This window comes from uncultured Mailhella sp. (assembly GCF_963931295.1).
In the GTDB taxonomy this organism is placed as follows: Bacteria; Desulfobacterota; Desulfovibrionia; order Desulfovibrionales; family Desulfovibrionaceae; genus Mailhella.
Map to the genome: position 1 here is coordinate 728,107 of NZ_OZ007001.1, position 26,593 is coordinate 754,699.

A 26,593-nucleotide genomic window follows, 5' to 3' on the forward strand; every position below is an offset into this window, starting at 1 on the left:
CCTGGTCTCCGGCCGTTTCCGGCGCTCAGCGCCTCTTCCGCCCCACACGCATATTTCACCGCGCCCCGCTCCGTCTCCGACGGGCCGGCGTATTTTTATGAAGCCTCGCCGCACGGACACTCGTCCCTGCGCGGCGGCGCGGCCGGAAAGGGTTCCCTATGAGTCTGGAATTATTCCTCCAACACTTTTTCAACGCGCTGACGCTCGGTTCGCTGTACGGCCTCATCGCCATCGGCTACACCATGGTGTACGGCATCCTGCGCCTCATCAACTTCGCCCACGGCGACATCCTCATGCTCGGCGCGTACTTCGTCTTCTACGGCACCACGCTCTTCTGTCTGCCCTGGCCCGCGGCCGTGGTGGTGTCCATTCTGGGTTCCGCCGCCCTCGGCGTCCTCATGGACAAAATCGCCTACCGCCCCCTGCGCGACGCTCCGCGCATTTCCGCGCTCATCAGCGCCATCGCCGTTTCCTTCTTCCTCGAAAGTCTGGCCGTGGTGGTCTTCACCGGTCTGCCCAGACCCGTGCATCAGCCCGAGTGGCTCATCAGCATCATCACCATCGGCGGCGCGCGCCTCATGCCCCTCACCCTCCTCGTGCCCGGCGTGACCGCCATACTCGTGGCCGCCCTGCTCTACGTCGTCTATCACACCAAGCCCGGCCTCGCCATGCAGGCCATTTCCAAAGACATCGAAACCACGCGCATGCTCGGCGTGTCCGTGGATAAAATCATAGCCCTCACCTTTGCCATCGGCTCCGCGCTTGCCGCGGCTTCCGGCATCATGTGGGCGCTGCGCTATCCGCAGATCAACCCCTACATGGGCGTGTTCCCCGGCTTCAAGGCCTTCATCGCCGCCGTGTTCGGCGGCATCGGCTCCATTCAGGGCGCAGTGATCGGCGGCCTCATGCTCGGCTTCATTGAAATCATGGCCGTCGCCTTCTTCCCGGAACTCTCCGGCTACCGCGACGCCTTCGCCTTCATTCTGCTGGTCGTTGTCCTTCTGGTGAAGCCCACCGGCCTGTTCGGTGAAAAACAGAAGGAGAAGATCTGATGTCGCTCTCGAAAGACTCTTCCTCCGCCGCGCGCAACAACACCCTGACCGTGCTGGCCATCGCCCTGCTGTTCCTCTTTCTCTGGTGGGCCGACGGCAGCATGGCCGAAGACACCGGCCTCACCTTTCTGCCTTCGCCCCTCAACGGCTATGAAGTGCAGATTCTGAACCTCGTGGCCGTGTACGGCATTCTCGCCATTTCGCTCAACATCATTTACGGATTCACCGGCATGTTCTCGCTCGGCCACGCCGGATTCATGGCCATCGGCGCCTATGTCTCCGCCCTGTGCGTGCTCACGCCCGATCAGAAGGAAATGATGTGGATCATCGACGAAATCCTGCCTTCACTCGCCGCCCTGCACACGCCCTTCTGGTTCTCCGTGATTCTCGGCGGTCTCGTGGCCACCGTGTTCGCCCTCGTCATCGGCATTCCCGTGCTCAGGCTCGGCGGCGACTATCTCGGCATCGCCACCCTGGGTTTCTCGGAAATCATCCGCGTGCTCATCGTGAACGCCACCCCCATCACCAACGGCTCGCTCGGCATCAAGGGCATTCCCTGCCACACAGACCTGTTCACAAGCTTCATCTGGCTGCTCGTGGTGGTGTTCTGCACCGTGCGCCTGCTCTCCAGCAACTTCGGCAACGTGCTCAAGGCCGTGCGCGACGATGAAATCGCCGCTCAGGTCATGGGCATCAACGTGTTCCACACCAAGCTCTTCTCCTTCTGCCTCGGCGCGTTTCTCGCCGGCGTGGGCGGAGCCCTGCTCGGCAACCTCCTCACCACCATCGACCCCAAGATGTTCACCTTCCTGCTCACCTACAACATCCTCATGATCGTGGTGGCGGGCGGTCTCGGTTCCATTACCGGCAGCATCATCGGCAGCGTCATCATCACCGTGCTGCTCGAATGGCTCCGCGTGGTGGAAGAACCCATCAACCTCGGATTCGTGGAAATTCCCGGAATTCCCGGCATGCGCATGGTGGTGTTCTCCGTATGTCTGCTGCTCATCATCCTCTACCGCCGCGAAGGCATCATGGGCATGCGAGAAATCACCTGGAACAGTCTGGCCGCCTTTTTTTCCCGCCTCGGCCGCAAGAAGGAGCGTAAGGCATGAGCCGGAAGAACATCATTGAAGTAAGAAACGTCACCATGCGCTTCGGCGGCGTCACCGCCGTGAGCGAACTTACCATGGACATCCCCGAAGGCAGCATCGTGGGCCTCATCGGTCCCAACGGCGCGGGCAAAACCACCGCCTTCAACGTGATTACCGGCTTTTACCGCCCCACCGAAGGCGAGGTGGTCTTCGCCGGACGCCGCATCACCGGCATGGATCCGCACCGCATCTGCGCCCTCGGCATGGCCCGAACATTTCAGAACATCCGGCTTTTCTACAACGAAACCGCGCTGGAAAACGTCATGATCGGCCGTCACGTGCGCCGCAGCGGCCACTGGTGGGGCGCAGTGCTCGGATTGCCGGGAGCACGCCGCGAAGAGCGCGACATCCGCGACAAGGCGCTGGAACTTCTGCGCCGCGTAGGCCTCTCCGCTCACGCCGACGAAACCGCCTCTTCCCTGCCCTACGGCGCACAGCGCCGCCTGGAAATCGCCCGAGCCCTGGCCACGGAACCAAAGTTCCTGCTGCTCGACGAACCCGCCGCAGGCATGAATCCGCAGGAAAGCCTCGAACTTATGAAGTTCATCCGGCAGATTCGGGACGAGTTCCACCTGACCATCCTGCTCATCGAGCACGACATGAAGGTGGTCATGGGCGTGTGCGAACATATCTGGGTGCTGGAATACGGCAAGCTCATCGCCGAAGGCGACGCCGACGCCATCCGTTCCAACCCACGCGTTATCGAAGCCTACCTCGGCGAGGATGTGAACAATGTTGCAGATTAATGATCTTCATGTGCATTACGGCGGCATTCACGCCGTCAAGGGTGTGTCGCTCTCCATTCCAAGGGGAAGCGTGGTCACGCTCATCGGCGCGAACGGCGCAGGCAAAAGCAGCATCATCCGTTCCATAGCCGGACTGGTCAAGGGCGCAAGCGGCGAAATTCTGCTCACCCGCCACGAAGGCGACAAGCCCGTGAACCTGCTGGGCATGCCCGCGGAAAACATGGTGCGCCACGGCATAGCCCTGAGCCCCGAAGGCCGCCGCATTCTGCCGCACCTCACCGTGGCCGAAAACCTCACACTCGGCGCATGGTGCCGCAAGGACGAAGACGGCATCGCCCGCGACATGGAACTGGTCTACAACCTCTTCCCCCGCCTGCGAGAGCGCAGCTGGCAGAAGGGCGGCACCCTCTCCGGCGGCGAACAGCAGATGCTCGCCGTGGGCCGCGCCCTCATGAGCAGACCCGACCTCATCATGCTCGATGAACCCTCCCTCGGCCTCGCCCCCATCCTCGTGAAGGAAATCTTCGACATCATCCGCCGTATCAACGAAGACGGTAAAACCGTGCTCCTCGTGGAACAGAACGCCTACGCCGCCCTCTCCATCGCCGACTACGCCTACATCCTCGAAGTCGGCTCCGTCGTCCTCGAAGGCCCCGGCAAAGACATGCTCAAAAACCCCAAAGTCCGCGCCGCCTACCTCGGCGGGTAGAGAGAAAGGCAGAAAAGACAGAAAAGGCAGGAAAGGCATGCGGGGGAAATAATTCCCCCCGCGCCCCCCTGTTTCTGCCTCCAGGCTTCGCCGGTTCGGCAGGACAGCGTGAACGGGACGATTATGCCCGGAGCCGGGGCGAGGGAGAGAGTGCAGGCAAAAGGAGCGCCTCCCAACGCTCTGGGGCCCCGGGCGACGTCAGGAGCCCGGCCGACGGGCATAAGCAGGCGGGATTCACTCCCGTCGTTAAACGCAATGCCCGTCGTGCAAGTGATGCAGGCCGTAAAGCGTGACTTGCGAAAACGAAACTGCGTGCTCTCCGGGAGTCTTTCGACAACCTGCTACGGCATGTAAAAGATGACTGCCTGACCCTCCGCCGCAGCGTCGTCAAAAAAGTCTTTCATGTCGGAAAGATAGCTCCACACGTAATCGAAGAACTCGTCCTCGTTCTCCTCTTCCGTCACGGGATAAATGTTCTGATCCAGCATGTCGCTGACGCTGAACCTGCCCCGAACGTCCTCCCAGGTGAGATCTTCCAGCGCGGCGGCCAGTTCCTTCACGTCGCCGGGAGCAATGAGTCGGGCGGCAAATTCGTCGTCATCGTCAAAAAGCGTGTTGCCGCTCAGCACCAGACGGCTGAACACATTGTCGGGATCGCCCCCGGACGCCGCGCCGTTGAGCGTAAACTGAATGGCGTGCCACGCTCTGTCCACGTCCAGCACATGATCCTCGTCGGCATCGACGACGTCCGCAAGATCAAGCACTCCGCGGCGTATCTCATCCACGGTGTACTCGTCCGTTCTGAAATAGTTTCCCGTCATGGCCATAGGATGCTCCTTTATCATCCGCTGTCGTCCGCGTCGAAAAGGCCGTTGCGCAGGGCCGAACGCCTCGAATGCCGCCGAAACCGCGCCCGACGCTTCGTCGGAGCGCATCGAAAAGCGCGCCCGAACGGCCCCGAAGAGAACCGAAACGTCGGAACCCGACCGTCTCGCCTGAGCCGCGGACTGCTCGAAGCCGAAGCGCTTCCCGCTCTCGCCCTGGATCCGAAACGACACCCGAAGCGCCGCCGGACTTTTGCCCTGAGCCTCAGCCGGCCCCTCGCACCTTTTCACGCGTGGCCCCGGACGCCCTGGCCTCGCACCTGCCCCGGAACCGCCTGCACAAAACGCGCGACTCCCTTACCGACTGTGGTAAAATCTCATGTATTTTCCGTCAATACCCGCCGCGCTTTTTGCCGGCTCTTTCCGCCACTCCGCGCAAGGCTCACCCGCCTCTGCAACGCCTGCCGAGTTCAACGTCGTGCGCCCATCCGCCCCGACGTATCCCCCGTCCGACCGGCTGCGCGCGATTTTCCCCGTCCGTCGCGCGGGGCCCTGCGCGACTCCCGCCCGCACAGTCTCCGCTCCGCCCCTCCGTGCAGTCGCTCCGGCTTCGCGCCCGCACAGCCCCGCAACTTTTCCGGTCACGCCGCTACTCCTCCCTTTTCCCGAAAATCGATGAAAACTTGACAGAAGCGCCCGTTAAAGCTCTTTTGTTCTCTGGCCGCACCAGCCTCCTCCGCCGAGCGCCCCGCAAACGGGTTCGCGCCGCGCGGCCACGCTCAACGGGGGCTGCCTTCCCCCATCAGGATTGCCTATGAAAATCTTTTTTTCTCTTCTGCTCTGCCTTGCGCTGAGTCTGCCTTCGTCCGCTTCCGCCGCCGCGCGTGAAGTTTCGGCTTCCGTGTTTCCCGTGTGGCTGCTGCTTCGGCAGGTCGCCAGGGACGTGCCCGACGTCACCGTTTCCCTGCTGCTTCCCGCCGGCACCGGCTGCCCTCACGACTACTCCATGACGCCGCAGGATCGGCGCGCCCTGGCCCGGGCCGACGTGCTCGTCGTCAACGGTCTCGGCCTCGAAAGCTTTCTCGGCGAACCGGGCCGCGTGTCTCAGCTCATGAAGCCGGGCTCGAGCGTCATCGACATTTCGAGCCGCGTGGGCGACCTGCTGGCCGACGATGAAGACGATCACGCCGATCACGGCAAGAACCCGCACACCTTCGCGAGCCCGTCCATGATGGCCCGCATGGCCGTTTCGCTGGCCGATCAGCTCGCCGAAGCCGACCCTGAACACTCGGCCCTCTACCGCGCCAACGCGGAGCGCGTCAAAACCTCGCTCGACGCCCTCGCCGCCGACTTCGCCGCTCTGGGACAAGCTTTCGCGGGCCGCGGCGTGGCGGTGCAGCACAACGTGTTCAGCTATCTTGCCCGCGACACGGGCCTGAACGTGGACGCCGTAATTCAGCCCCACGAAGGTCAGGAACCCTCCGCAAGGCAGATGCTTGATCTTGTGCGCACGCTGCGCGAAAAGCACTCGGCGGCCGTCATCACCGAACCGCAGTACCCCGCCCGCACCGGGCAGACGCTGGCCGCCGAAGCGGGCATTCCCTGCCTGTCGCTCGATCCCGTGGCGGGCGGCCCCGCCGACGCCCCCGCCGACTACTATGAACAAGTGATGCGCGACAATCTGCGCACGCTGGAGAACGCGCTTGGAAAACGATAACTCTCCCGCCATCGTCTTTGATCATGTCAGCGTGACGCGCAGCGGTCTCAACATTCTCGATGGGGTGAACGCCGCCGTGCCCCGCGGCAGCTGCACCGTGCTCATCGGGCCCAACGGCGCGGGCAAGACCACGCTGCTGCTCGCCCTGCTCGGCGAAGTGGGCTACCGCGGAAGCATCACGCTCGGCGGAGGCAAGGGCCTGCGCATAGGCTACGTGCCGCAAAAGCTTGTGCTCGACAGAGGCATGCCCTTCACCGTGGCCGAATTTCTTTCCATGGGCGTGCAGAAGCGCCCCCTGTGGCTGGGCATTTCCCGCGCGGCCAAAAAACAGGCCCTCGAACTGCTCGACGAAGTTCACGCCGCCCACCTCATCCGCCGCCGCGTGGGCACGCTCTCCGGCGGCGAAATGCAGCGCGTGCTGCTCGCCCTGGCACTGCAGCAGAATCCCGAACTGCTGGTGCTCGACGAACCTTCCGCCGGCGTGGACTTTGAAGGCGGAAGACTCTTCTGCGAACTGCTCGACGATCTGCGCAAAAGTCAGGGCTTCACGCAGATCATGGTCAGTCACGATCTCGGCATGGTGGCTCATCACGCCACCTGCGTGATCTGCCTCAAGCGCCGGGTCATCGCTCAGGGGCCGCCCGCCGAAGTGCTGAACGGTCGCGTGCTTCAGGAGCTGTTCGGCATGCACATGGGCCTCATCTGCGCGCAGGATCATCTGCACGCCATGCCCAAACCCGACGCCGCCCCCGCGGCGCAACCGCTCAGCGGAGAACCTCGCCATGACTGATCTTTCCTGGCTTTTCCATCTGGCCTCCCTCTTCCCCCTGGACGGCATGGACATGCGCTTCATGCAGCAGGCCCTCGTGGCCCTCGTGCTGCTCGCTCCCATGACCGCCGCCCTCGGCGTGCAGGTGGTCTATTACCGCATGGCCTTCTTCTCCGACGCCGTGGGGCATTCCGCCTTTGCAGGCGTGGCCATCGGTCTGGTGCTGGGCGTGAATCCGCACATTTCCATGCCGCTGTTCGGTCTGGCCGTGGGGCTTGTCATCATGTTCATGCAGCGCTTCAGCGCCCTGCCTTCCGACACCGTGATCGGCGTGGTCTTCTCCGCCGTGGTGGCCGGAGGTCTGGCCGTGGTGAGCCGCAACAACACCATTGCGCGCGATCTTCAGCAGTTCCTCTACGGCGACATCCTCACCATGACGGAAACCGACATCTGCTGGCTGCTTGCGCTCTTCGTCCTCTTCGTGATCTTCCAGGCATGCGCCTTCAACCGCCTGCTCTACGCAGGCACAAGCGGCATCATCGCCCGGGCGCACCGCGTGCCCGTGGCCCTCTTTGAATACCTCTTTGCCGCCCTGCTCGCCCTCGTGGTCATGTTCTCGGTGTGGGGCGTGGGCGTGCTGCTCGTCACGGCCATGCTCATCGTGCCCGCGGCCGCGGCACGCAACTTCGCCTCCAGCGCGGGCGGCATGTTCTGGTGGGCCATTCTCGTGAGCCTCACCTCCGCCGTGGCCGGGCTCTGTCTTTCCGTCCAGCCCTGGATGGGAACCGCCACCGGCGCCACCATCATTCTCGTCAGCTGCGCCTGGTTCGTCGTGAGCGTAGTGGTTTCCGCCGCGCGCAACGAACGACAGGTCTGACGCGCCAGACCGCCCGTCCGCGCATCGTTTTCGGATGTTCTGCAAAAGCGCCTTCGGCTGCGGTCGGAGGCGCTTTTTTTGCCGGACTTTGCGCCTTCCGTCCGAAACGAAGGCCGGACTAAAAAAATGTTCCTATTCGGGAAGACAGGACAAAATATTTCAAGAATGCCAGACAACGTTGAACAGCAAGGCCCCGCGCCTGTTGTCGCGACGCAACTTCACGGGAATCCTTTCCGCGCGCAGGGCGCGGACTTGATGTTTCCCTGCAACTCGTTACACTTGTTCTGCCGAAACGGGCACAACAGCACCGCCTCAACGGCGTTCCGCAACGTGAGCGTCGTCACATTTCATCATCCGCACGGGCGGCACGGCCGCATTTGCTTCCCGGCCGCGCCCCGACCTCCACGGAAGGCGCGTTGCCCGTTATCGCTCTGACACCATAAAAGGAGATTTGCCTGTGGGACATCACCTCATGCTTGAAAAGCAGTCCGCCTACGGACGAATGATCGACCGACTCAACCGCTTTCCTCAGGGTGCGCCGGAATCAAAGACGCTGTACTCCATCCTGAAGATGCTCTTCACGGAAAAGGAAGCCGACCTTGTGGCCCAGATGCCCATCAAGCCCTTCACCGCGGCCGATGCGGCGAAGCGCTGGAACATGTCGGAAACGGAAGCGCACAAGATTCTGGACAACCTCGCGAGCCGCGCCATGCTCGTGGACATGGACAATCACGGCGAACAGATGTACTGCCTGCCCCCGCCCATGGCCGGATTCTTTGAATTTTCCATGATGCGCGTGCGCCAGGACATTGATCAGAAAACCCTCGCCGAACTCTTCAATCAGTACATCAACGTGGAAGAGGACTTCATGCGCGAGCTCTTCGTCACCGGCGACACGGGCCTCGGCCGCGTGTTCGTGCAGGAGCCCACGGTGAAGGAACCCTACGCCATGGAAATTCTCGACTGGGAAAAGGCCACCCACGTCATTGAAACGGCTTCCCAGTGCGGCATAAGCATGTGCTACTGCCGCCACAAGAAACAGCACCTCGGCACGGCCTGCGACGCCCCCATGGACATCTGCATGACCTTCAACACCGCCGCGCATTCGCTCATCAAGCACGGCCACGCCCGCGAAGTGAGCAAAAGCGAGTGCATGGAACTGCTGCATCAGGCCTGGGAACACAACCTCGTGCAGTTCGGTGAAAACGTCCGCCAGGGCGTGAACTTCATCTGCAACTGCTGCGGCTGCTGCTGCGAAGCCCTCGGCGCGGTCAAGCGCTTCCAGATGACGCAGACCATCCATTCCAACTTCATCATGCAGAGAAACGAATCGGCCTGCGTGAACTGCGGACGCTGCGTCCAGCTCTGCCCCGTGAACGCCCTCACCATGGAGCGCGACGCCGAAGGTCATCGGCACATCGAGTTCAACGCCGAACTGTGCCTCGGCTGCGGCGTATGCACGCGCGGCTGCAACCACGGAGCCATTACCCTGGTGCCCCGTCCCGAACGCACGATCACGCCTCTGAACACCACCCATCGCGCCGTGGTCATGGCCACGGAACGCGGCAACCTGCAGGATCTCATCTTCGACAACCGCATGCTCTTCAGCCATCGCCTGCTCGCCGGCGTGCTCGGCGCGATTCTGAAGATGCCCGCCGTGAAGCGCTCGCTTGCCCAGAAGCAGCTCAAGTCCCGCTTCATCGAAAAGATCTGCGAAAGAATCTGACGGTCGCGCCGAAAGGCGCTTTTCTCCAGAATAAGGCGGATGCAGCGCATGTTGCATCCGCCTGTTTTATTTGACGAGAAAAAACGCCGATCCGGCGCTCAGGGAAGCCGAGGACGCGTATCGGGGAACAGGGAAAGTCAAAAGAAGAAACGCGCGTTGTCCGCGCCCGGTGCGACTTTGAAAAGAACAGCCTGCCTGCGTTCCGCCGACGCTGGATTTGGCCGCCTCCGACGCGGTCTCCCGAAGCTCGACGCCCGTCTGCGGACGCCTACCGCACGGCTCCGGCAATCATTTCATCCATCAGCCGGGAAAACCTCTCCCGGCTCACCATGCCTATGGCATCAATGCCGCTGTAAATATAAAGTTCTTTAATAATTCTTATTTTAGGAACGACCGCCATATAGTTTTCGTACATTTTATCCATGAATTTTTTATTGTTCCTGATAATTTTTAAAATATATCTTTCATTCTTTGTGCCGTATTCGCCGCCATCAACGGAGACAAAAACAGACACACACACAGATTTGATAAATGATTTTGCAGATAATATGGATATGAATTCAGGCTTTATATCTTTATCTATATCGTATCCATACGACGTCATAACTTTATTGTTTACCTGTTCAATATAAACTGACGTCAAAAAAACATCAAATTGCATCAGTGCTTTATTTACGGCAAGAACATACTTCTCATTTTTCATTCTTAAAAAGAAATATATGCAAAATGCAATACTCAGGAGCACCAACAGAATACAATATCTCATTTACATATACGCCCATCGTAAAAATACGCGGATGAACAAGCGCAAAAGGAAACTGTCAGAACAATACCGGCAAACAACAGTGCAGCATGATAACTCAGCAAAGGCTCAGGCCTCGTGCATGAACGACACCGCAGATTTGCGGAACCTGCTTGGCAGACCGGTGTCTGTCTTACCATGGAGTCGCTGAGCTTTATTTTCAACATCCTGAAAAAAAACGAAAAAGTCCGATTCAGGAACATCTCGCCGGCAAGACGGGCGTCGATTGCTTTTCTCCCCCGGCTGAAAGGCCGCCCTCATCGCCTGACGACATGGAAAAGACGCCCGGGACCCTTTCCGCCGGTTGCGCCTGTTCCGTCGGCGCGTCATGCTGCGGGACAGTACGCTGCAACGTCCCTCCCCTTTGCACTCTACGGAGCTTTTCCCGACGAAACAAGTATAAAACGCCTGCGCCGTATCTCTTTTTCGACGTTTTTCCCCGATAGCGCACGCCCCGCTTCCGGCATGATTCGTTCCGCGCTCTCTTCCATGTGTCGGACATGGTGCTTTCGCTGCAAAATTCAATACAGAAGGAAACAGAACAGCGCTCTTCTCTCAAAACGACGCGTTCCGGTAAAATTGTTCCGAACCTTCCGGGCAACAGGGAAAGACATTTCGGGCAGTTCGGCTCCATAATGTCATGAAGCGCTTACCCCAAAACACCGCCGCTTTTGAAGAGCGGCGGCACGTTTTATACCTTACCTTGTCCGTTTGGCATCATGGCAACAGCATTCACCATCTGCTGGAATAATGGCTTCTGTGACTATAGTGGCTTGAGTGACTCGAATGACTGGCATGACTGTAGTGATAGGCAATAACATTGCTCTGACTTTCATCAATAAGATCGGAAAAAACAATCGGACGTTCCTTTAATTGCTGTATTGACACTTCTCTGTCAGGCTCAGACGCCTCTGCTTTCTCACCAACAACGCCAACCATCGACAACACGATTCCCGTCAGAAAAAATAACCTGTAAATTAATGTTCTCATTCCTCAATCCTCTCTGTAAAAGGTTTTACAAGTTCTTCATGGATGCTTATTGAAGTACTGAAAAATCCGCAGCAATGTTCCTTTTCCATGCATACATTGCATTTATTTATCCATATATTTTTCCATGACGAAATAGACTTAGCAGAAAATTTTCTTATTTCTGGAGGACACATGCACAACGGAATATTATATACAGAAACACGCATGCCTCTACGGTGGAGCGTCAAAACGGCGTCCCGTAAATATGCACCGTATTCTGAAGGAACGACATCCAGTTCCGAGGCTCTATCTGCCGCATAACCGTGAAACTCCAATCCCATGAATGCACAATGAACGCAAAATGGAAAATAATTATAAATATGTTCAGCAAATTGAACAAGATATTTATAATTATATTGTGATATGACAATACGTATCTCCACTGCAAACCCAACAGAGGCAATGTTATATATGCCTTGTTGCGTTGCAGAACAACTTCCAACAGATCCCACCATGTCATCATGAATGATATCCACTTCAGAATGAAGTGAAATGCAAAACATGCATTTTCTCGGAGAAATGCCTGATAGTCTTCGTGTAAAATCCCTACTGGAAAAAAGTTTTCCATTGCTCAAAACAGTAATAAAGGCTTCAGGATGTTCTGACGTGCATCGGCGCAGCAAGGAAAAAAAACCATCTCCGACCAGTGTCGGCTCGCCTCCGGTCAGGCAGCAGTCCGAAATCTGCTTTCCTTTTAAAAGATCAAGTATTTCTTCTGCCTGCTTTAAAAAAATGGAGCTGTCACTGTTCTTCGGCGGCTGAGGACACATCTTACAACGGCAGTTGCATCTCTCCGTAAGAAACAAACAGTTTTGATGGGACTGATTCTCCCAAAGGACTTCTATATTTCCAGACTCATCCAGCCCCACAATATCTCCATCATGAAGATTCTCGGTGTTTTCAACATGATAAATATGATCTGGATGATAAAATCTTCCTTTGTGACCAGATGTAATGCATCCTCTGTAGCCAAGAGAATGACAATCCATATGATCAGTTACCAGAATATATGTTTTTCTGTCATAGAATGGTTGTCCATGTGTAGTGATTTCTCCAATAAAAGATGAAAATTTCCGTGATGAAGTCCCGTGAAGTGTCATCATTTTCTTTTCACCAACGCAGGATTATTTGTTATCCAGCTCCAGATGATATCCTTTGTCACGTCATCTGCATTTTTTATGATATCAAACAGGCCGGTAAAAATTCCCCTGTGTTTAGGTTCAGGACTCATTAATTGCCAAAAGGGTAAAAAGTTCTTATTGTCGGCATAGGGAGGATGCCATGAAGGAACTTTTTTATCTTTCTCATGAACAGATTGCTCGTATCAAACGCTACTTTCCTCGTTCCCATGGCATTCCGAGAGTCGATGACAGGCGTGTCGTCAGCGGCATTATCTATGTCATCAAGCACGGCCTGCAATGGAAAGATGCTCCGCGCGAGTATGGACCATACAAAACTCTCTACAATCGTTTTATCCGCTGGAGCCGATTGGGTGTCTTTAACAGGATTTTTGCGGAGCTTGTTGAGCAAAACGGCTCCACAACACGCTTGATGATTGATGCCACACATCTCAAGGCACACAGGACAGCAGCAAGTTTGCTGAAAAAAGGGGCCTTTCCCGATGTATCGGACGCACAAAAGGCGGCCTGAATTCAAAACTCCACGCTGTCTGCAATGCCTTCGGTCAACCGTTGGCCTTCCATTTGTCCGGCGGTCAGGTGAGCGACTACAAAGGCGCTGCTGTCCTGCTTGATACTCTGCCGCAGGCCGGGGAGCTTCTGGCGGATAGAGGCTATGATGCCGACTGGTTTCGTCATGCCTTGTCCCGTAAAGGAATCACGCCGTGTATTCCCGGCAGACACAGCCGGAAAACTCCGGTGGTCTATGACAAGGAGGTTTATAAGCAGCGGCACAAGATAGAAATCATGTTCGGCCGACTCAAGGATTGGCGCAGAATAGCCATGCGTTATGACCGTTGTGCTCACACGTTCTTTTCGGCCATTTGTCTCGCTGCCATTGTCATCTTTTATATTTAATGAGTCCTGAACCTAATGCAGAATGGAGAATCAACCATATTTCTGACTTCACTTTCAGTTTCAAGATAATTTCTGACAGGATCCGTTCCACAATATGCCTGGTAAACGCAGAAGGCGCAGGGAAATGTTGTTTCAAGGCAGGCTCCCGACGTTGTTTCCTTCAGCTTTTTCCCGGCAAAAATCTGTTGATAGGTGTCCGTCTTCACATTTCCCAGACAAAAATACCTGTTTCCCATTCTGGCGAGCATCCTTGCTTCATCGGCTGGAAAAACAGAACCGTCAAAGTCATAGACGGCTCCGCTGATTCCTGCTCCCGACGGCGACTGAAGATCAACAAAGCCCGTAGCAAAAGGGGAAAGAATGCGGGCAAAAAGAAGCGTTGCAAACTGTTCGGGGAAAAAGACCTTCCGATTCAGCTCCATAATATACTTCAACACGTCCAGATACTTTTCCACAAACGTCTTCATGTCATAACCGAGACGCGCCGCCTGCTGAGCTGCAAATCCGTAGGGATTGAGAGAACGAATGAAAATGCCGCCCAGGTCGAGGCGGACATACTCATCAACAATCTCTTTTAAGTGATTGAGCGAGTCGGCCGTCGTCGTCATCAACGCCCCAACCATGTCCTGCCCGAGCATTTCCCGGGCAAGATCAAATTTTTTCATGAACGCATCATACGTTCCCCGACCAGACTTATCCTTCCGGCAGGCGTCGTGAATATCCCGTCCGCCGTCCAGAGATGTTGAAAGCGCAATGTTGTGCTCTTTGCAGAATTCAAGCTGTTCATGCGTAATCGTTGTCAAATTCGTGCATATGACAAACGTCACCTGCCTGTTCTGTTGCCGTGCGAGCTCTTCAGCATACAACACCGATGCCACAACGACATCCCAGTTTAAAAGCGGTTCCCCTCCCTGAAACTCTATCTTTGGTCTTTTTGTCGGTGATTGAAAAATCATATCAATCACTTTCATGGCCGTATCCTTGCTCATGTCATAGTCATGCACATCCTTATCCGCACACGATACCTGGCAGTACTCACAGCGCTGATTGCAGCGCAGAGTAACAACCATCATATGAAGCGAAGTGAATTCTCTTAAAAAAGATTTTCTTGTTCGATATCTTGCCGCAGTTTTCCGCAAGGATATGTCAAAATCTTTTTCCGCACAAAAAAGATGCGATTTAAGCTTGTAAAATTCCTCGGAATATTCTGAAATCTCATGTCTTGCAAATGAATGAAACGCCTCTTCTGAAATAAATATGAAATCTCCACATTCATTGACCATCAAAATATTGTTTTCCGATATTTTCTTAAATTGAAAAGGAAGAATAGTATAATGAATCATATATTACTCGACTGGAGAAAAGGCATAGTCTACAATTTTCTTTCTTATCTCTCCAAACTCTTTTTGAAGATCAAGGCGAATCTGATAATCTATCAATTTATTTATAAATTCTTTTAATACTACTTCGCTGAAAGGAGTCTCATCTTTTCTTGACATAGTGATTCTCACATCACTTCCAGCGGGAACCATTGAAATATAATATTCTTTTTCATGGATACCGCACACCATCAGCATACATTCTCTGCTGAAAAAAGCCGTACTGGCCAGAATGCTGCCGGTGCGGTTGCTCTTCTCCATAAAGAACGACGTTCCCATATTGCTCTCCCCTCATGGATTACGGCGACCGTTAGGACGCCACATCACTCACAAGCGATTTGCAACGCCAGAGATTCCCGCGCCGCGCATGGACAGGCTTAACCTATCGCTTATTTTATAAGCTATAGGTTAATTTTTTTTTGAACGCAATGAACTAGCTGAAGGATATGAAAAAAAAGTCAGATGCCTTCGGGCCGGTTTTGCGTCAGATGCGTCAGGAAAGAGGGCTCACTCAGGAAAGACTGAGCGAAGTTCTTGGTGTGGCAGCCCCGTATGTCAGCATGCTTGAAAGCGGACATAAGTATCCGAATCTCGAAATGCTTTTCAAAATTTCCGAAGCTCTCGGAATACGTCCGGGGGCCATGCTGGACGCCATGGAAGAAAGACTCAGAAAATTCGCTTGAACCAGGGGGTTCTGACACGAATGAAAAAGATGCCGCCGTCAGGAACCGGTATTCCGGCCGCCGTCAGCAGAGCGCTTTTCGCGCGGCGCCGGCGCGTTACTTCTTCTTTGTCTCTTCGTCTTTCGGACTGTTGTCCTGATCCTGAAGATCGGGATGCAGCTCGCCCATGGTTTCATAGAGCTGGGAGAGCGCGATGAGGCAGTCGGCGCGGGAAGAGATTTCCGCAAGTTCCGCGTCGGAAAGCGCGGACTGCGCCGTCAGCAGATCGAGGTAGGAGCCGGACTGCAGTTCATAGCGCATTTTGGCGTCCGCATAGGACTCCCGGGCGCTGACGACGGCGCGCTGCGACACCTTCACCGAACGATACGCGTCCTGCGTGGACAGCAGACTTGAACGCACCGCATAGGCGCAGTTGTTGATCGAAGAGCGCACCGCCGCCTCCAGCGCGGAAATCTGCCGCTGCGCCTGCTGCGTGAGATACAAGCGCTTGCCGCTGGAAAACAGCGTCCAGTTCACGGACAGGCCTATTTCCCCGTAGGAATAATCCTTCTTGGTGTACCGGCTGCCCGCGGCGTCGAGATGACTGCCCGTGGTGGACCAGCCCACGATCGCCGACACCTGCGGCCAGAAAAGACTCCTGGTCATGCCGAGATCCTTGAAGGCCATCTCCACCGACTTTCTGGCCATGAGCAGATCGGGGCGGCATTCCAGCGCCTGACGCAGGCACGCTTCCAGCGTGCGTTTGAAGGGCGTCAGTTCAAGATCGCCGCGATAGTCCACGGGCGCGTCCGGGGGCAGATCCAGCAGCGTGTTCAGTCTGGTGAGCCACACGTTGCGATCGTTTTCATACTTGATGAGCAGCGCTTCGGTCTGCGCGAGATCGGTTTCGGCCTGAAGCACGTCAAGCCGCGGACGAAGTCCGATGTTCCACGCGGTCTTTGCCATGTTAAGCTGCGCCTGCGCCCTTTCCAGCGAACGCCGCGTGCTGCTGATGCTCGCTTCCGCCTTAAGATAGGAAATGAACGCCTCCTGCACGTCGGCGACGACGGCAAGCCGCTGCGCCTGCAGCTGAAGCTCCTGTCGCTCCTCTTCCAGCGCGGCCTTCTGATAGGCGTTGAGCAGATTGAATCCGGTAAACAGCGGCTGACTGGCCTGCACCGTCATGGTGGTCACGTTGGGCTCGTAGCGCGAAGGCCTGTCCTTGTTGTAGCGCGAATAGCTGTAGTTGACGTCCAGCGTGGGACCGAAGTCGCTGCGGGCCGCCTTGCGGGCGGATTCCGCCGCCTGAAGCGTGAAGCGGGCGCTCTCCACGTCGGGATTTTTCCGCAGCGCCCGCTCGACGGCGCTCTCCATGGAATAGCTCTCTCCGGCTTTGACGGACGGAGGCAAAAACAGTATACAGGCAAGAGCCGCACAACAGACAGAGCGCCAGAACATAGGGAATCTCCTTCGGATTTCCGAACACTAGCGCAAAAGGCGGCCGTCTGTCACGCCCTCCGCATTGCGGCGGGCGCGCGATTTTTTCGTTGCATCCGGCTCCGCTCAAGCATATGAACAGAGCGGACCCCTTCCGCGCCGGCGCGGCTTCTACGTCGGCAATCTATCGGATATCTTCGGAGCACCCATGGACTACAACATCTTTTCCGTCTTTGCCAGCGCAAGTCTCGTCGCCCAGCTCATCATGGTCATACTCATTGCGCTCTCCATCCTCAGCTGGACCGTCATCATAAGCAAGATCTTCACGCTTTCCGCGGCCGAACGCAAGGCTACGGCGGGCATCCTCCGCTTCACCGACGCTCCCGATCTGCGTCAGGCCGTGCAGAGCCTCGGCGGCGATCCCTCCTCTCCGCTCTACGGCGTGGCACAGCACGGCGTGCGCGAATTCAACAACGGCAAGGAAGTCGGCGCCGACGAAAGCGTCGTGGTCGAAACCGTGCGCCGCGCGCTCAATCAGGGCGTCGGTCTGGAAATCGACCGCCTGCACAAGCATCTTTCCATCCTCGCCACGGCCGCCAACACCGCGCCGTTCATCGGTCTGTTCGGCACGGTCTGGGGCATCATGACCTCGTTCCACGCCATCGGCCAGATGAAGTCCGCCTCCCTCGCCACCGTGGCTCCCGGCATTTCCGAAGCCCTCATCGCCACGGCCATCGGCCTCGGCGTGGCCGTGCCCGCCACCATCGCCTACAACATGTTTCTCGGCAAGCTCGACAGCATCGAAACCCGCCTCATCAACTTCGCGGGCATCTTTCTGAACCGCGTGCAGCGCGAAGTCAACGTTCACCACTTCCGCGGCAACGACAGGTAGGGCGCAGTCATGGCCAGAAAAAAAGGCTTCGTTTCGGAAATCAACGTGACGCCCTTCGTGGACGTCATGATGGTTCTGCTCATCATTTTCATGGTCACGGCGCCCATGATGGATTCGGGACTCGACGTCGATCTTCCCCAGGCCAAACAGGTGGACACCCTGCCGTCCGATTCCGAACATCTGGTGCTCACCGTTCGTGAAGACGGCTCCCTCTATCTCGACACCTACGAAGTGCCCCTCGAAGAGCTGGAAGAACGTCTCGTCACCCTCGTGAAGGACAAGGATCGCGCGCTCTTCCTGCAGGCCGACAAGGCCGTGCCCTATGGTCTGGTGGTGGACGTCATGGGCCGCATCAAGGCCGCGGGCATCGAGAAGCTGGGCGTGGTCGCCATGCCCTCCACGGAAAGCGCTGCCCCTGCGCAGTCCGGCAGCGCCCAGCAGCGCCGCCGCTAGACGGCAATACATACTCCCATGCGAATAAGCAGTCTTTTTATATCCATACTGCTCCATCTGACAGTGCTGGCCTTCATACTGTACGTGCCGCTGCGTCCCCCGCTGGACATCTCGCGGCCCGTGTATCAGGTCAGCCTCGTGATGGGCGCTCCGGGCGGCGAAAAACTGCCCTCTCCCGTGCTGGGGGCGCGTCCCCCCGTTACCGGCAAACAGGTGGCTTCCACGGAAGCGGCCGCCCAGCCCAAGGCCGAGCCCGCCCCCGCGCCGAAGCCTGAAGAAGCTCCCATAGCCAAGCCCGAACCAAAACCCGAGCCGAAACCGGAACCCAAGCCCGAACCGCAGAAAGATCCGGTACAGATTCCGCAGCAGCAGAAAAAACCCGAACCCAAGCCTGAGCCCAAGCCGGAACCCAAACCCGAGCCGAAGATCGAGAAAAAACCTGATCCCAAGGCGGAAAAGAAACCCGCGCCCAAGCCCGAAAAGAAAACCGAATCCAAGCCGCAGAGCTCCAAGACGCAGAGCAAATCGCAAAGCAAGTCGCAGAACAAGAGCGACAGCGGCAAGGACGCCCTGGCCGACGCTCTGGCCGACGCCCGCAAGCAGGCCCGTTCCAACACCAGCGGCAAGGGCGGCGGAACCTCCGCGTCGCGCGCGCTGGCCGATCTGGAAAAGCAGGTCGGCAGAACCGGCGTGGGCGGTGGCGGCGGCGAAGGCGACGGCCCCGGTGGCGGCGGCATTTACGACGTGTACGTGGCCCAGGTCATTCTGGCCGTGCAGCCCAACTGGAGCATGCCCACCTACTCGCGCAACAACATGGTAGTGCAGGTGCGCATCAAGCTCGACAAGCAGGGCAACGTTCTCGACTGCCACATCGAACGTTCCTCCGGCAGACCCGAGTTCGACGCCTCCGCCGTCAACGCCATCATACGCACCAAAACCCTGCCCCCGCCGCCCACTCCGGCGCAGCAGGATCTCGTCATCAGCTTCAACTCTCTGCAGATGATGGGCCGCTGAGGCCCGAACACTCTTTTTTGCAACAGCCGGCTCCGATGTCCTTCATCGGGGCCGGCTCTGGAGTTTTTATGAACATTCGTCACGCTCTGCCCCGTCTCGCGTTCCGCCGCGCGGCGTCCGTCCCTTCCCGCGAGGCCCGCGTCCCGGCCGGGAAAACGGCCCTTCTTGCGGCCTCTGCGCTCATCCTTCTTGCCGCGCCCTCCACGGCTCCGGCCTTCAGCGCCGCAGCCGACAGCATCGGCGGCTACAGCACCCAGGTGCTCAGTCAGATTCTGCGCGTCTGGCGTCAGCCCGAGGGCGCCCGCGGCACGGCCGTGATGGAACTTCGCATCGATCCCTCGGGTCACGTGACCGACTGCGCGATCCTCCAGGCTTCCGCGAGCCCTGGCGCCGACGCCTCCGTATGCACGGCCGCGCACAACGCCGCGCCCTACCCCTTCCCGCCCTTCAACGCGGAAGCCCGCGTGTCGCTGGCCATGGCCTACGGCCCCGGCGACGGCTCCGCAAGCAACGCTCCCGCGCCGAGCTACGCCGAAATGCTGCGTCAGGCCATAGCTCCGCACATTATTATGCCTCACGGCCTTTCCGGCTCCTGGACAACTGTGGTACAACTGGACGTCTGGGCCGACGGAACCGTGCGCGACTGCCGGATAAGCCGTCCGTCCGGCAACGCCGAGGTCGACGCCGCCGTCATGGCCGCCGTGCGCACTCCCGGCGTCATTCCCGTGCCTCCGGAGCACGCGGAACAGAGAGTCACCCTTTCGTTCACCCTCAGCGCCAGCCGATAGCCGGCCGCCTTTTCGAGGAAGTCCATGCGCAGTTCACGTCTGATCATTACTCTTGCCGTCGCGCTTGCGCTCGGCCTGTCGCTCATGAACGTCGGTTCCGCCGTTCCGCAGGCGACGGCCGCCCAGGCGGACAACGCCAAGCAGGCCGCCAAGAACGCCGACGACAAACAGCCCGACGCCAAGGAGGAGGCCGAGGCCGCAGCCAAGGCCAAGGCCGAAAGCGAGGCCAAGGCCGCGGAAGAAGCCAAGAAGGCGGAAGCGGAACGGGCCGCCGAAGCGGCCAAGAGCGTGCAGGAAGCCTGGGACGCGCTGCTTGCCACGCACAACGCCCAGCTTGCGGGCATCATCGAGCATACGCAGACCCTCAAGGACGGTCTTTCCGCCCTCTCCTCCGATACGAGTCAGAGCATCTCCCTGCTGGAACAGGAATTCCAGAAGCTCGACGCGCTCTCCCAGGCCACGGGAAGCATGCCTTCCGATCTCACCGTGCTCGTGGAACGCTTCCACCGCATCAAGGAGCGCACGCAGGCGCTCATACTGCCGCTCCAGAACACGCAGGCCGAACTCGAAAAGGAAAAGCAGGCGCTCGCGCTCCTCGACAAGTCGCTTTCCGGACAGGGAACCGAGGTGAGCGGCAAGCTCTCGAGCCGCCTCAAGGAAGCCAACAAGAACATTTCCAATCTTCAGACGCGCTACGACCGCATCATCGCTCCGGCGCTCGACCTCATTCAGGAAGTGCAGACGCGCATCGACGAGGTCATGAAGAACATGCCCACGCTCTGGAACAATTACTATTTCCAGTCGTCCGGGCATTTCTACGACGTGGTGGCCTGGGGCAGAGACATCCGCAACCTCGGCTCCCTCGAGGATCTCTTCTCCCTGCGCCTGACCACGGAACTGCCGAGCAGCATGGACGCCTTCTTCTCCATGCTCACGCGCATCGCGACCTCCCTGCTCTTCTGCCTGCTCTTCGGCCTCGCCCTGCGCCATACCGCGCGCAGAAGACTGCCGGAACAGATGCAGGCCGGCGTGGACAGGGTCATGCGCAACAGCGCCATCTGGATAGCCGTCGGTCTGTCCATCCACATCTCGGCCTGGGACGACGGCAAGCTTTACCAGATCGTGGCCACGCTCGGCACCATGTGCCTGTGCTGGGGCCAGATGCTCCTGGCCTGGGACCTCTACGAGTTCGAAAACCCGAACCGCCCGCGTCTCTCCCCGCTGTGGCCCATGTTCCCGCCCCTGCTCATAGGCATGGTGCTGCTCAACTTCGATCCCTTCCCGCTGTTCATCTGCGTGGCGTGGGTCATCGTGCAGGCCGTCGACCTCTGGAAGACCCGCTCCCTGCCTCTGCCGCCGCAGCCCCTGCCGCGCACCATCATGCGGCTCTACACCGTCCAGCTGTGGATCACGCTCATCATAAGCCTGGTCGGCTTCTCCCGCCTGTCCATCCTCATAAGCATGTGCTTCACCTCCATCACGGTGACCATCATGCTCTGCGTGTCCCTCTTCAAGGTGGAACATCTCATAGAGTCGCACCTGCCCAAGGAAGGCACCATAGCCGTCATGGCCAGTCTTGCCATGGCCCTCATCATGCCCGTGGTGCTGCTCATCTCCGTCATGGCCGCCGTGCTCTGGATCATGGCCTATCCCGGCGGCTGGTTCCTTCTGCAGCACATGGCCACCCTCGGCTTCAACATCGGCGACGTGTCGCTGAACGCCATGCAGATCCTCAGCATCTTCATCGCGTTCTACCTCACCCGCGCCATGCTCGCCGTGGGCAACACCTTCATGGCCGGCATGCAGGCGCAGATATCCCGCATATCCGTCTCGCTGCTCGCCCCCATGCAGGTCATCTACAAGTGCCTGCTCTGGGCGCTCTTCGGCCTCTACGCGCTCAAGGCTCTGGGATTCAACCTCTCCAGCCTCTCCATGATCGCCGGCGGTCTCTCCGTGGGCATCGGTATCGGTCTCCAGAACATGGTCCAGAACTTCACGAGCGGTCTTTCCGTCATCTTCGGTCAGACCATCCGCGAAGGCGACGTGGTGCAGGTCGGCACCATCACCGGCGTAGTCAAAAAAATCAACATCCGCTCCACCATGGTGGAAACCTACGACAACGCCATCATCTTCATTCCCAACTCCAGCTTCCTGAACAGCTCCTTCACCAACTGGACACACAACAACCGCCGCGTGCGCAAGGAAATCGCCGTGGGCGTAGCCTACGGCTCCGACGTAAAGCACTGCCTCGACATGATGCTCAAAATCGCCCGCGAGCATCCCAAGGTGCTGTTCTATCCCGAACCCACGTCCTACTTCGTCAACTTCGGCGCGAGTTCCCTGGACCTCATTCTTCGATTCTGGGTGCGCGAGTACAACGACGCCATGGCCATTACGTCCGACATCCGCCTGAAGATCAACGAAGTCTTCGCCGCGGAAGGCATCGAAATCTCCTTCCCGCAGCTGGACGTCCACATGCGCAGCGACGATGCTTCCCAGGCTCCCGCCCCTGCCGCAGCTGCGACCGAAGCCGAAGCCAAAGCCGACAAGGACAAGGCGGACGAGGAAAAGAAGGAAACCGTTTAAACGCCTGGCGGGAAAAACGCCTGAACAAGACTGCCTTTCCCCGAACCACCGCAAAGGCTTTTAACCTGCATCGCCCGGAAGAACCCCATCGGCTCTTCCGGGCGATGCATTTAAACGACGTTTTTCCCCGCAGGACACGGCGCAGAACCACGCCCCGCGCCGTCAGCGTCAACGATTTCTCATCAGGCCAGATCGTGACGCATCATGCGGAACTCGGCCATCTTTTCGTATTTCGTGCCCGGACGGCCGTAGTTGCAGTACGGATAAATGGATATGCCGCCGCGCGGGGTGAATATGCCCGTCACCTCAATGTAGCGCGGATCCATGAGCTTCACGAGGTCCTTCATGATGACGTTCACGCAGTCCTCATGAAAGTCCCCGTGATTGCGGAAGCTGAACAGATACAGCTTCAGGCTCTTGCTCTCCACCATCTTCACGTCGGGAATGTACTCGATGCGTATTTCCGCGAAATCCGGCTGACCGGTGATGGGGCAGAGACTGGTGAACTCCGGACAGTTGAAGCGCACCCAGTAATCGTGTTCGGGATGTCTGTTTTCAAAGGTTTCCAGCACTTCGGGCGCGTAGTCCTGCCGGTAGCGCGTGGGAGAGCCCAGAAGCGTAAGATGATCTTCGCTGCGGTCATGCATGGCGCTGTTCTCCTGCGGAGAGCGACTCCGCCTTTCTTTTCTTTTCCAGATAGCGCTCCAGCCCCTGCCTGCGCAGAATGCAGGAAGGGCACTGTCCGCAGCCGTCGCCCGCTATGCCGTTGTAGCAGGTCACGGTGCGCGTGCGCACAAGCTCGAAAACGCCGAGCCTGTCGGCCAGTTCCCAGGTCTGCGCCTTGTCGAGCCACATGAGCGGCGTGTGAATCACGAACTCTTCGGCCATGGCCAGATTCAGCGTGACGTTCATGGAGCGGATGAACGTGTCGCGGCAGTCGGGATAGCCGGAAAAATCCGTCTGGGACACGCCGGTGACGATATCTCTTATGCCCTGTTCCCGCGCGCACACGGCGGCCACGCCGAGAAAGAACATGTTGCGCCCCGGAACAAACGTGTTGGGCCAGCCGTCCTGCGGCTTTTCCCTGTCCATGGTCATGGAGGCGTCCGTCAGGGAACTGCGCCCTATGCGGGAAATGAAGCTCACATCCTGCACGTCCAGAGGAATCTTCGCCTCCTCCGCAATGGCGCGGGCAGCGTCCAGTTCATGCCGGTGCTTCTGCCCGTAAAAGAAGCTCAGGGCGCGCACGTTTTCAAAACGTTCGCGGGCCCAGAAGAGGCAGGTGGTGGAGTCCTGCCCGCCGCTGAAAACAACCAGTGCTCCGGACACGACTATACCTCCCGGATCTTCAGAATGTTGTAGGAAATGTTTTCGTCGAACACGTCGGTTTCCTCCACGCGCTTGACGTAGTTCACCACGCGTATGGTCACGGGCAGCACGACGATTTCATACAGAGTTTTGAGAGCGGTCTGGGCGAGCATCATGGGAATCATGGCCGAGAGAGGCAGCACGCCCGCAAAGGCGCAGGGGAAGAAAATGAGGGAATCCACGCCTTCGCCAACCAGCGTGGAAAGAATGGCGCGGGCCGAAAAATGACGTCCGCCGGAAGCCACCTTCATGCGGCTCATGACGTAGGCGTTGAGGAAGGAGCCCGCCAGAAAGGCGAGGAAGCTCGCCGCGGCGATGCGCGGAGCCAGGCCGAACAGATAATTGAAGTGCGCCTCTCCGTCCCAGAACGGCGCGGACGGCAGAAAGACGGCGATCTGACCGAGGGCGGCCACAAGAAAATTCATGGCGAAGCCCGTCCAGATGATGAAGCGGGCCCTGCGGAAGCCCCACACTTCGGCGATGCAGTCGTTGATGATGTAGGAAACGGGAAAGATGATGACGGCCGCAGGCAGGGCAAGCGAGCCCAGCATGAAGATTTTGGCGGCCAGCAGATTGGAAATGATGAGGCAGGTGCAGAAGACGATGCCGAGCAACATGAACGTTGCCGAAAAGGAATGTTGTTTCATAGCTTGTTTTTTACGTGGTTTTCAAGCACACGGCGCTTGTTTTTTACGTGGTTCTCAAGCACACGGCTCAGGGTGGACATTCAGGACCGGAAACGAAAAACGGACGCAGACCTCCTTTGTCAATGGAATTGATTGCCTGCGAGACTATGCCTCAAAGCCCGCCGCAAGGCAAATGCTTTCCCCCGGGGAGCGCGGCGGCCTTTCCCAGGAACAAACGCCTTGCAACAGAAAAATTCATTGTAAATACGGCGCGCTGCTTCTTTCCGGCAAGACGCATCGACAAAACATCTCTTCTTTTTTCTACAAAAGAGTCATATCAGAGCGACGCCGTTTCCTCGCGGCCCCGGCTTGACAGATGAATTCTTTCATGGAAAAGATGTCTGGCATTATGATTTTTTCCGATTTTGTAAAAGAACGGATCCCCGGCGTGCCGGACATTGCACGGAGCAGCGCGAGCCGGACGCCCATCTTCCGCTCATTCCGCCGTTGTCTCACAACGGCCCTCGTATCTGGGAGGAGATTTCATGAAAAAACGCATCAGTCTGCCCGTGCAGATGGCCATAGGCATGGTCCTCGGCGTGGCCGCCGGCCTCGCCGCCCCCTCCATGGGCTTTGATCCCGCCTGGTTCAAGCCCATAGGTCAGCTCTTCATCAACCTCATCCGCATGGTCGTCGTGCCGCTGGTGCTCGCCACCATCGTCGCCGGCGCCGCCAGCGTGGGCGACATCAGCAAGCTCGGCCGTCTGGCGTCCAAGACGCTCATCTATTATTTCTGCACCACCGCCGTGGCCGTGTTCATCGGCCTTGTGTTCGCCAATCTTCTGAATCCCGGCGAAGGGCTCAATCTTTCCACCGAAGGCCTCAAGGCCCAGGCCGTGCAGGCCCCCAGAATGGTGGACGTCTTCCTCGACATCGTGCCGCTCAACCCCATCGACTCCATGAGCAAGGGCAACATGCTGCAGGTCATTTTCTTCGCCATGATCTTCGGCTTCGGTCTGAGCGCCGTGGGCGAACGCGGCAAAACCGTGCTTTCCTTCTTTGAAGGCTGCGCCGAAGTCATGATCAAGGTGACCAACATGGTCATGGTCTATGCTCCCTTCGGCGTGTTCGGCCTCATCGCCTTCACCGTGGCCAGTCACGGCGTGGCCGTGCTGCTGCCGCTCATAAAGGTTATCGGCGTCATGTACGTGGCGTGCGTGTGCCACGTCTTCGTGTGCTATCTGCCCCTCGTGAAGGCCTGCGGACTCAGCATTCCGCTCTTCTTCAAAATGCTGGCCGCGCCCATGATCATTTCCTTCACCACCTGCTCCAGCGCCGCCGCCCTCTCCACCAACCTCATTCAGGTGCAGAAGCTCGGCGCGTCCAAGCCCGTGGCATCCTTCTCCATCCCGCTCGGCAACACCATCAACATGGACGGCACCGCCGTGTACATGGGCGTGGTGGCCATCTTCGTGGCCGAGCTCTACGGCATTCCCATGCCCTTCGACAAGCAGTTTGAAGTCATTCTCGTGGGCGTGCTGGCCTCCATCGGCACCGTGGGCGTGCCCGGCGCAGGCCTGCTCATGAGCTCCATCGTGTTCACCCAGGTGGGCATTCCGCTGGAAGGCATCGCCATCATCGCCGGCATCGACCGCGTGATGGACATGGCCCGCACCTCCGTCAACGTGCTCGGCGACGCCACCGGCGCCATCGTGGTCTCCCGCTGGGAAGGCGAATTCAGCCCCGAAGCCGGAGCCCGCTTCGCCGAAGAAGAAGGCGACTGATCCAGCAATTTTCCGCATCCGTACAGCATCCGGCAGAGACGCCCTGACCAAAAGCCGTTCTCTGCCGGATGCTTTATTTTTCCGCCAAAAGCCTTCCCAAAACCGGTCGGAGCCGATCGTCGCGAACATCGCTCCGCGAAAAACAGGACACTGCCGCCTCTCA

25 protein-coding genes are annotated in these 26,593 nt (G+C 58.2%); 16 read left to right on the forward strand and 9 right to left on the reverse strand.

Translation table 11 applies throughout. From position 1 onward, the window contains the following. Positions 1–158: 158 nt before the first annotated feature. From ABGT79_RS02845 to ABGT79_RS02860, 4 genes are read left to right on the forward strand one after another with little or no spacing between them, the layout of a single operon-like run. A complete protein-coding gene (locus tag ABGT79_RS02845; RefSeq protein ID WP_294488308.1) occupies positions 159–1,052 on the forward strand; it encodes a branched-chain amino acid ABC transporter permease in 894 nt (297 codons plus the stop codon). After that, the gene (locus tag ABGT79_RS02850; protein WP_346664927.1) at positions 1,052–2,167 is read left to right on the forward strand and encodes a branched-chain amino acid ABC transporter permease; all 1,116 of its coding nucleotides are present in this window, start codon (positions 1,052–1,054) and stop codon (positions 2,165–2,167) included. Before ABGT79_RS02845 ends, ABGT79_RS02850 begins: the two co-directional genes overlap by 1 nt. Beyond that, positions 2,164–2,952, forward strand: coding sequence for an ABC transporter ATP-binding protein (locus ABGT79_RS02855; RefSeq protein WP_346664928.1), 789 nt, complete (start codon positions 2,164–2,166; stop codon positions 2,950–2,952). The genes ABGT79_RS02850 and ABGT79_RS02855 overlap by 4 nt, the downstream gene beginning before the upstream one ends. After that, on the forward strand, positions 2,939–3,661 hold the full coding sequence (locus ABGT79_RS02860) for an ABC transporter ATP-binding protein (protein WP_294488317.1): 723 nt from the start codon (positions 2,939–2,941) through the stop codon (positions 3,659–3,661). The genes ABGT79_RS02855 and ABGT79_RS02860 overlap by 14 nt, the downstream gene beginning before the upstream one ends. A 341-nt stretch (positions 3,662–4,002) precedes the next feature. Here the strand turns inward: ABGT79_RS02860 and ABGT79_RS02865 are convergent, their stop codons facing one another. Continuing rightward, positions 4,003–4,488 (reverse strand): YfbM family protein, encoded by a 486-nt coding sequence (locus tag ABGT79_RS02865; RefSeq protein WP_346664929.1) that lies wholly within the window; start codon positions 4,486–4,488, stop codon positions 4,003–4,005. An 811-nt stretch (positions 4,489–5,299) separates the two neighbouring features. Here ABGT79_RS02865 and ABGT79_RS02870 point away from each other — a divergent pair. The 4 genes from ABGT79_RS02870 (at position 5,300) to ABGT79_RS02885 (ending at position 9,574) form a co-directional block, all read left to right on the forward strand. Continuing rightward, positions 5,300–6,202 carry a metal ABC transporter substrate-binding protein gene (locus tag ABGT79_RS02870; RefSeq protein WP_346664930.1) on the forward strand — a complete coding sequence of 301 codons (903 nt, stop codon included), beginning with the start codon at positions 5,300–5,302 and terminating at the stop codon, positions 6,200–6,202. Then, positions 6,189–6,992: a metal ABC transporter ATP-binding protein gene (locus ABGT79_RS02875; protein WP_346664931.1), complete on the forward strand. Its 804-nt coding sequence runs from the start codon at positions 6,189–6,191 to the stop codon at positions 6,990–6,992. Before ABGT79_RS02870 ends, ABGT79_RS02875 begins: the two co-directional genes overlap by 14 nt. Beyond that, complete coding sequence (locus ABGT79_RS02880; RefSeq protein ID WP_346664932.1) at positions 6,985–7,848, forward strand: metal ABC transporter permease; 864 nt, start codon at positions 6,985–6,987, stop codon at positions 7,846–7,848. Before ABGT79_RS02875 ends, ABGT79_RS02880 begins: the two co-directional genes overlap by 8 nt. A gap of 457 nt (positions 7,849–8,305) precedes the next feature. Then, on the forward strand, positions 8,306–9,574 hold the full coding sequence (locus ABGT79_RS02885; protein WP_346664933.1) for a 4Fe-4S dicluster domain-containing protein: 1,269 nt from the start codon (positions 8,306–8,308) through the stop codon (positions 9,572–9,574). Between the two features lie 268 nt (positions 9,575–9,842). Here ABGT79_RS02885 and ABGT79_RS02890 read toward each other — a convergent pair whose 3' ends face one another. Together ABGT79_RS02890 and hxsC are read right to left on the reverse strand one after the other, a co-directional pair. After that, a complete protein-coding gene (locus tag ABGT79_RS02890) occupies positions 9,843–10,277 on the reverse strand; it encodes a hypothetical protein (RefSeq protein ID WP_346664934.1) in 435 nt (144 codons plus the stop codon). A gap of 1,085 nt (positions 10,278–11,362) precedes the next feature. Then, the gene (hxsC, locus tag ABGT79_RS02895) at positions 11,363–12,508 is read right to left on the reverse strand and encodes a His-Xaa-Ser system radical SAM maturase HxsC (protein WP_346664935.1); all 1,146 of its coding nucleotides are present in this window, start codon (positions 12,506–12,508) and stop codon (positions 11,363–11,365) included. A gap of 178 nt (positions 12,509–12,686) precedes the next feature. Here hxsC and ABGT79_RS02900 point away from each other — a divergent pair. Next, positions 12,687–13,441, forward strand: a protein-coding gene (locus ABGT79_RS02900) for an IS5 family transposase (protein ID WP_239446686.1) whose coding sequence is annotated in 2 segments (ribosomal slippage) — positions 12,687–13,020 and positions 13,020–13,441 — 756 coding nt in all. Because the reading frame shifts where the segments join, the coding sequence is not laid out codon by codon here. On the opposite strand, the gene hxsB is transcribed toward ABGT79_RS02900, so the two are convergent. The 3 genes from hxsB to ABGT79_RS02915 form a co-directional block, all read right to left on the reverse strand. Next, the gene (gene hxsB, locus ABGT79_RS02905) at positions 13,438–14,784 is read right to left on the reverse strand and encodes a His-Xaa-Ser system radical SAM maturase HxsB (protein WP_346664936.1); all 1,347 of its coding nucleotides are present in this window, start codon (positions 14,782–14,784) and stop codon (positions 13,438–13,440) included. The genes ABGT79_RS02900 and hxsB overlap by 4 nt on opposite strands. Positions 14,785–14,787: 3 nt before the next feature. Beyond that, positions 14,788–15,099: a hypothetical protein gene (locus ABGT79_RS02910; RefSeq protein ID WP_346664937.1), complete on the reverse strand. Its 312-nt coding sequence runs from the start codon at positions 15,097–15,099 to the stop codon at positions 14,788–14,790. A gap of 500 nt (positions 15,100–15,599) precedes the next feature. Then, positions 15,600–16,856, reverse strand: coding sequence for a TolC family protein (locus ABGT79_RS02915; protein WP_346664938.1), 1,257 nt, complete (start codon positions 16,854–16,856; stop codon positions 15,600–15,602). A gap of 271 nt (positions 16,857–17,127) precedes the next feature. On the opposite strand from ABGT79_RS02915, the gene tolQ reads away from it, so the two are divergent. The 5 genes from tolQ (at position 17,128) to ABGT79_RS02940 (ending at position 22,652) form a co-directional block, all read left to right on the forward strand. Then, a complete protein-coding gene (gene tolQ / locus ABGT79_RS02920; protein ID WP_346664939.1) occupies positions 17,128–17,811 on the forward strand; it encodes a protein TolQ in 684 nt (227 codons plus the stop codon). Between the two features lie 9 nt (positions 17,812–17,820). Then, positions 17,821–18,264 carry an ExbD/TolR family protein gene (locus tag ABGT79_RS02925; protein ID WP_294484806.1) on the forward strand — a complete coding sequence of 148 codons (444 nt, stop codon included), beginning with the start codon at positions 17,821–17,823 and terminating at the stop codon, positions 18,262–18,264. Between the two features lie 18 nt (positions 18,265–18,282). Continuing rightward, on the forward strand, positions 18,283–19,278 hold the full coding sequence (gene tolA / locus ABGT79_RS02930; protein WP_346664940.1) for a cell envelope integrity protein TolA: 996 nt from the start codon (positions 18,283–18,285) through the stop codon (positions 19,276–19,278). A gap of 68 nt (positions 19,279–19,346) precedes the next feature. Then, positions 19,347–20,066, forward strand: coding sequence for a TonB family protein (locus tag ABGT79_RS02935; RefSeq protein WP_346664941.1), 720 nt, complete (start codon positions 19,347–19,349; stop codon positions 20,064–20,066). Positions 20,067–20,090: 24 nt separating this feature from the next. Further along, a complete protein-coding gene (locus ABGT79_RS02940; protein WP_346664942.1) occupies positions 20,091–22,652 on the forward strand; it encodes a mechanosensitive ion channel domain-containing protein in 2,562 nt (853 codons plus the stop codon). Positions 22,653–22,834: 182 nt separating this feature from the next. Here the strand turns inward: ABGT79_RS02940 and queF are convergent, their stop codons facing one another. Genes queF through ABGT79_RS02955 form a run of 3 tightly spaced genes read right to left on the reverse strand, consistent with a single transcriptional unit; the run spans position 22,835 to position 24,637 of the window. Further along, entirely contained in the window at positions 22,835–23,299 is a 465-nt protein-coding gene (gene queF, locus ABGT79_RS02945; RefSeq protein ID WP_294484815.1) for a preQ(1) synthase, read from the reverse strand. Next, a complete protein-coding gene (queC, locus tag ABGT79_RS02950; RefSeq protein WP_346666644.1) occupies positions 23,292–23,987 on the reverse strand; it encodes a 7-cyano-7-deazaguanine synthase QueC in 696 nt (231 codons plus the stop codon). Before queC ends, queF begins: the two co-directional genes overlap by 8 nt. Continuing rightward, positions 23,984–24,637 (reverse strand): queuosine precursor transporter, encoded by a 654-nt coding sequence (locus ABGT79_RS02955; protein ID WP_294484819.1) that lies wholly within the window; start codon positions 24,635–24,637, stop codon positions 23,984–23,986. Before ABGT79_RS02955 ends, queC begins: the two co-directional genes overlap by 4 nt. Here ABGT79_RS02955 and ABGT79_RS02960 point away from each other — a divergent pair. Together ABGT79_RS02960 and ABGT79_RS02965 are read left to right on the forward strand one after the other, a co-directional pair. Then, the gene (locus ABGT79_RS02960) at positions 24,636–25,019 is read left to right on the forward strand and encodes a hypothetical protein (protein WP_346664943.1); all 384 of its coding nucleotides are present in this window, start codon (positions 24,636–24,638) and stop codon (positions 25,017–25,019) included. The two genes, ABGT79_RS02955 and ABGT79_RS02960, sit on opposite strands and share 2 nt — an antisense overlap. 172 nt (positions 25,020–25,191) lie before the next feature. After that, the gene (locus tag ABGT79_RS02965; protein ID WP_346664944.1) at positions 25,192–26,430 is read left to right on the forward strand and encodes a dicarboxylate/amino acid:cation symporter; all 1,239 of its coding nucleotides are present in this window, start codon (positions 25,192–25,194) and stop codon (positions 26,428–26,430) included. The last annotated feature ends 163 nt before the right edge of the window (positions 26,431–26,593 follow it).

Excerpts from the sequence above, each read along its gene's own strand:
- hxsB (WP_346664936.1), bottom strand. The coding sequence starts at position 14,784 with ATGATTCATTATACTATTCTTCCTTTTCAATTTAAGAAAATATCGGAA.
- ABGT79_RS02925 (WP_294484806.1), top strand. The coding sequence starts at position 17,821 with ATGGCCAGAAAAAAAGGCTTCGTTTCGGAAATCAACGTGACGCCCTTC.
- ABGT79_RS02850 (WP_346664927.1), top strand. The coding sequence starts at position 1,052 with ATGTCGCTCTCGAAAGACTCTTCCTCCGCCGCGCGCAACAACACCCTG.
- ABGT79_RS02890 (WP_346664934.1), bottom strand. The coding sequence starts at position 10,277 with ATGAAAAATGAGAAGTATGTTCTTGCCGTAAATAAAGCACTGATGCAA.
- queF (WP_294484815.1), bottom strand. The coding sequence starts at position 23,299 with ATGCATGACCGCAGCGAAGATCATCTTACGCTTCTGGGCTCTCCCACG.
- tolQ (WP_346664939.1), top strand. The coding sequence starts at position 17,128 with ATGGACTACAACATCTTTTCCGTCTTTGCCAGCGCAAGTCTCGTCGCC.
- tolA (WP_346664940.1), top strand. The coding sequence starts at position 18,283 with ATGCGAATAAGCAGTCTTTTTATATCCATACTGCTCCATCTGACAGTG.
- ABGT79_RS02855 (WP_346664928.1), top strand. The coding sequence starts at position 2,164 with ATGAGCCGGAAGAACATCATTGAAGTAAGAAACGTCACCATGCGCTTC.
- ABGT79_RS02955 (WP_294484819.1), bottom strand. The coding sequence starts at position 24,637 with ATGTTGCTCGGCATCGTCTTCTGCACCTGCCTCATCATTTCCAATCTG.
- ABGT79_RS02965 (WP_346664944.1), top strand. The coding sequence starts at position 25,192 with ATGAAAAAACGCATCAGTCTGCCCGTGCAGATGGCCATAGGCATGGTC.
- ABGT79_RS02935 (WP_346664941.1), top strand. The coding sequence starts at position 19,347 with ATGAACATTCGTCACGCTCTGCCCCGTCTCGCGTTCCGCCGCGCGGCG.
- ABGT79_RS02845 (WP_294488308.1), top strand. The coding sequence starts at position 159 with ATGAGTCTGGAATTATTCCTCCAACACTTTTTCAACGCGCTGACGCTC.
- ABGT79_RS02870 (WP_346664930.1), top strand. The coding sequence starts at position 5,300 with ATGAAAATCTTTTTTTCTCTTCTGCTCTGCCTTGCGCTGAGTCTGCCT.
- hxsC (WP_346664935.1), bottom strand. The coding sequence starts at position 12,508 with ATGATGACACTTCACGGGACTTCATCACGGAAATTTTCATCTTTTATT.
- ABGT79_RS02960 (WP_346664943.1), top strand. The coding sequence starts at position 24,636 with ATGAACGTTGCCGAAAAGGAATGTTGTTTCATAGCTTGTTTTTTACGT.
- ABGT79_RS02940 (WP_346664942.1), top strand. The coding sequence starts at position 20,091 with ATGCGCAGTTCACGTCTGATCATTACTCTTGCCGTCGCGCTTGCGCTC.
- ABGT79_RS02915 (WP_346664938.1), bottom strand. The coding sequence starts at position 16,856 with ATGGAGAGCGCCGTCGAGCGGGCGCTGCGGAAAAATCCCGACGTGGAG.
- ABGT79_RS02910 (WP_346664937.1), bottom strand. The coding sequence starts at position 15,099 with ATGGGAACGTCGTTCTTTATGGAGAAGAGCAACCGCACCGGCAGCATT.
- ABGT79_RS02860 (WP_294488317.1), top strand. The coding sequence starts at position 2,939 with ATGTTGCAGATTAATGATCTTCATGTGCATTACGGCGGCATTCACGCC.
- ABGT79_RS02865 (WP_346664929.1), bottom strand. The coding sequence starts at position 4,488 with ATGGCCATGACGGGAAACTATTTCAGAACGGACGAGTACACCGTGGAT.
- ABGT79_RS02880 (WP_346664932.1), top strand. The coding sequence starts at position 6,985 with ATGACTGATCTTTCCTGGCTTTTCCATCTGGCCTCCCTCTTCCCCCTG.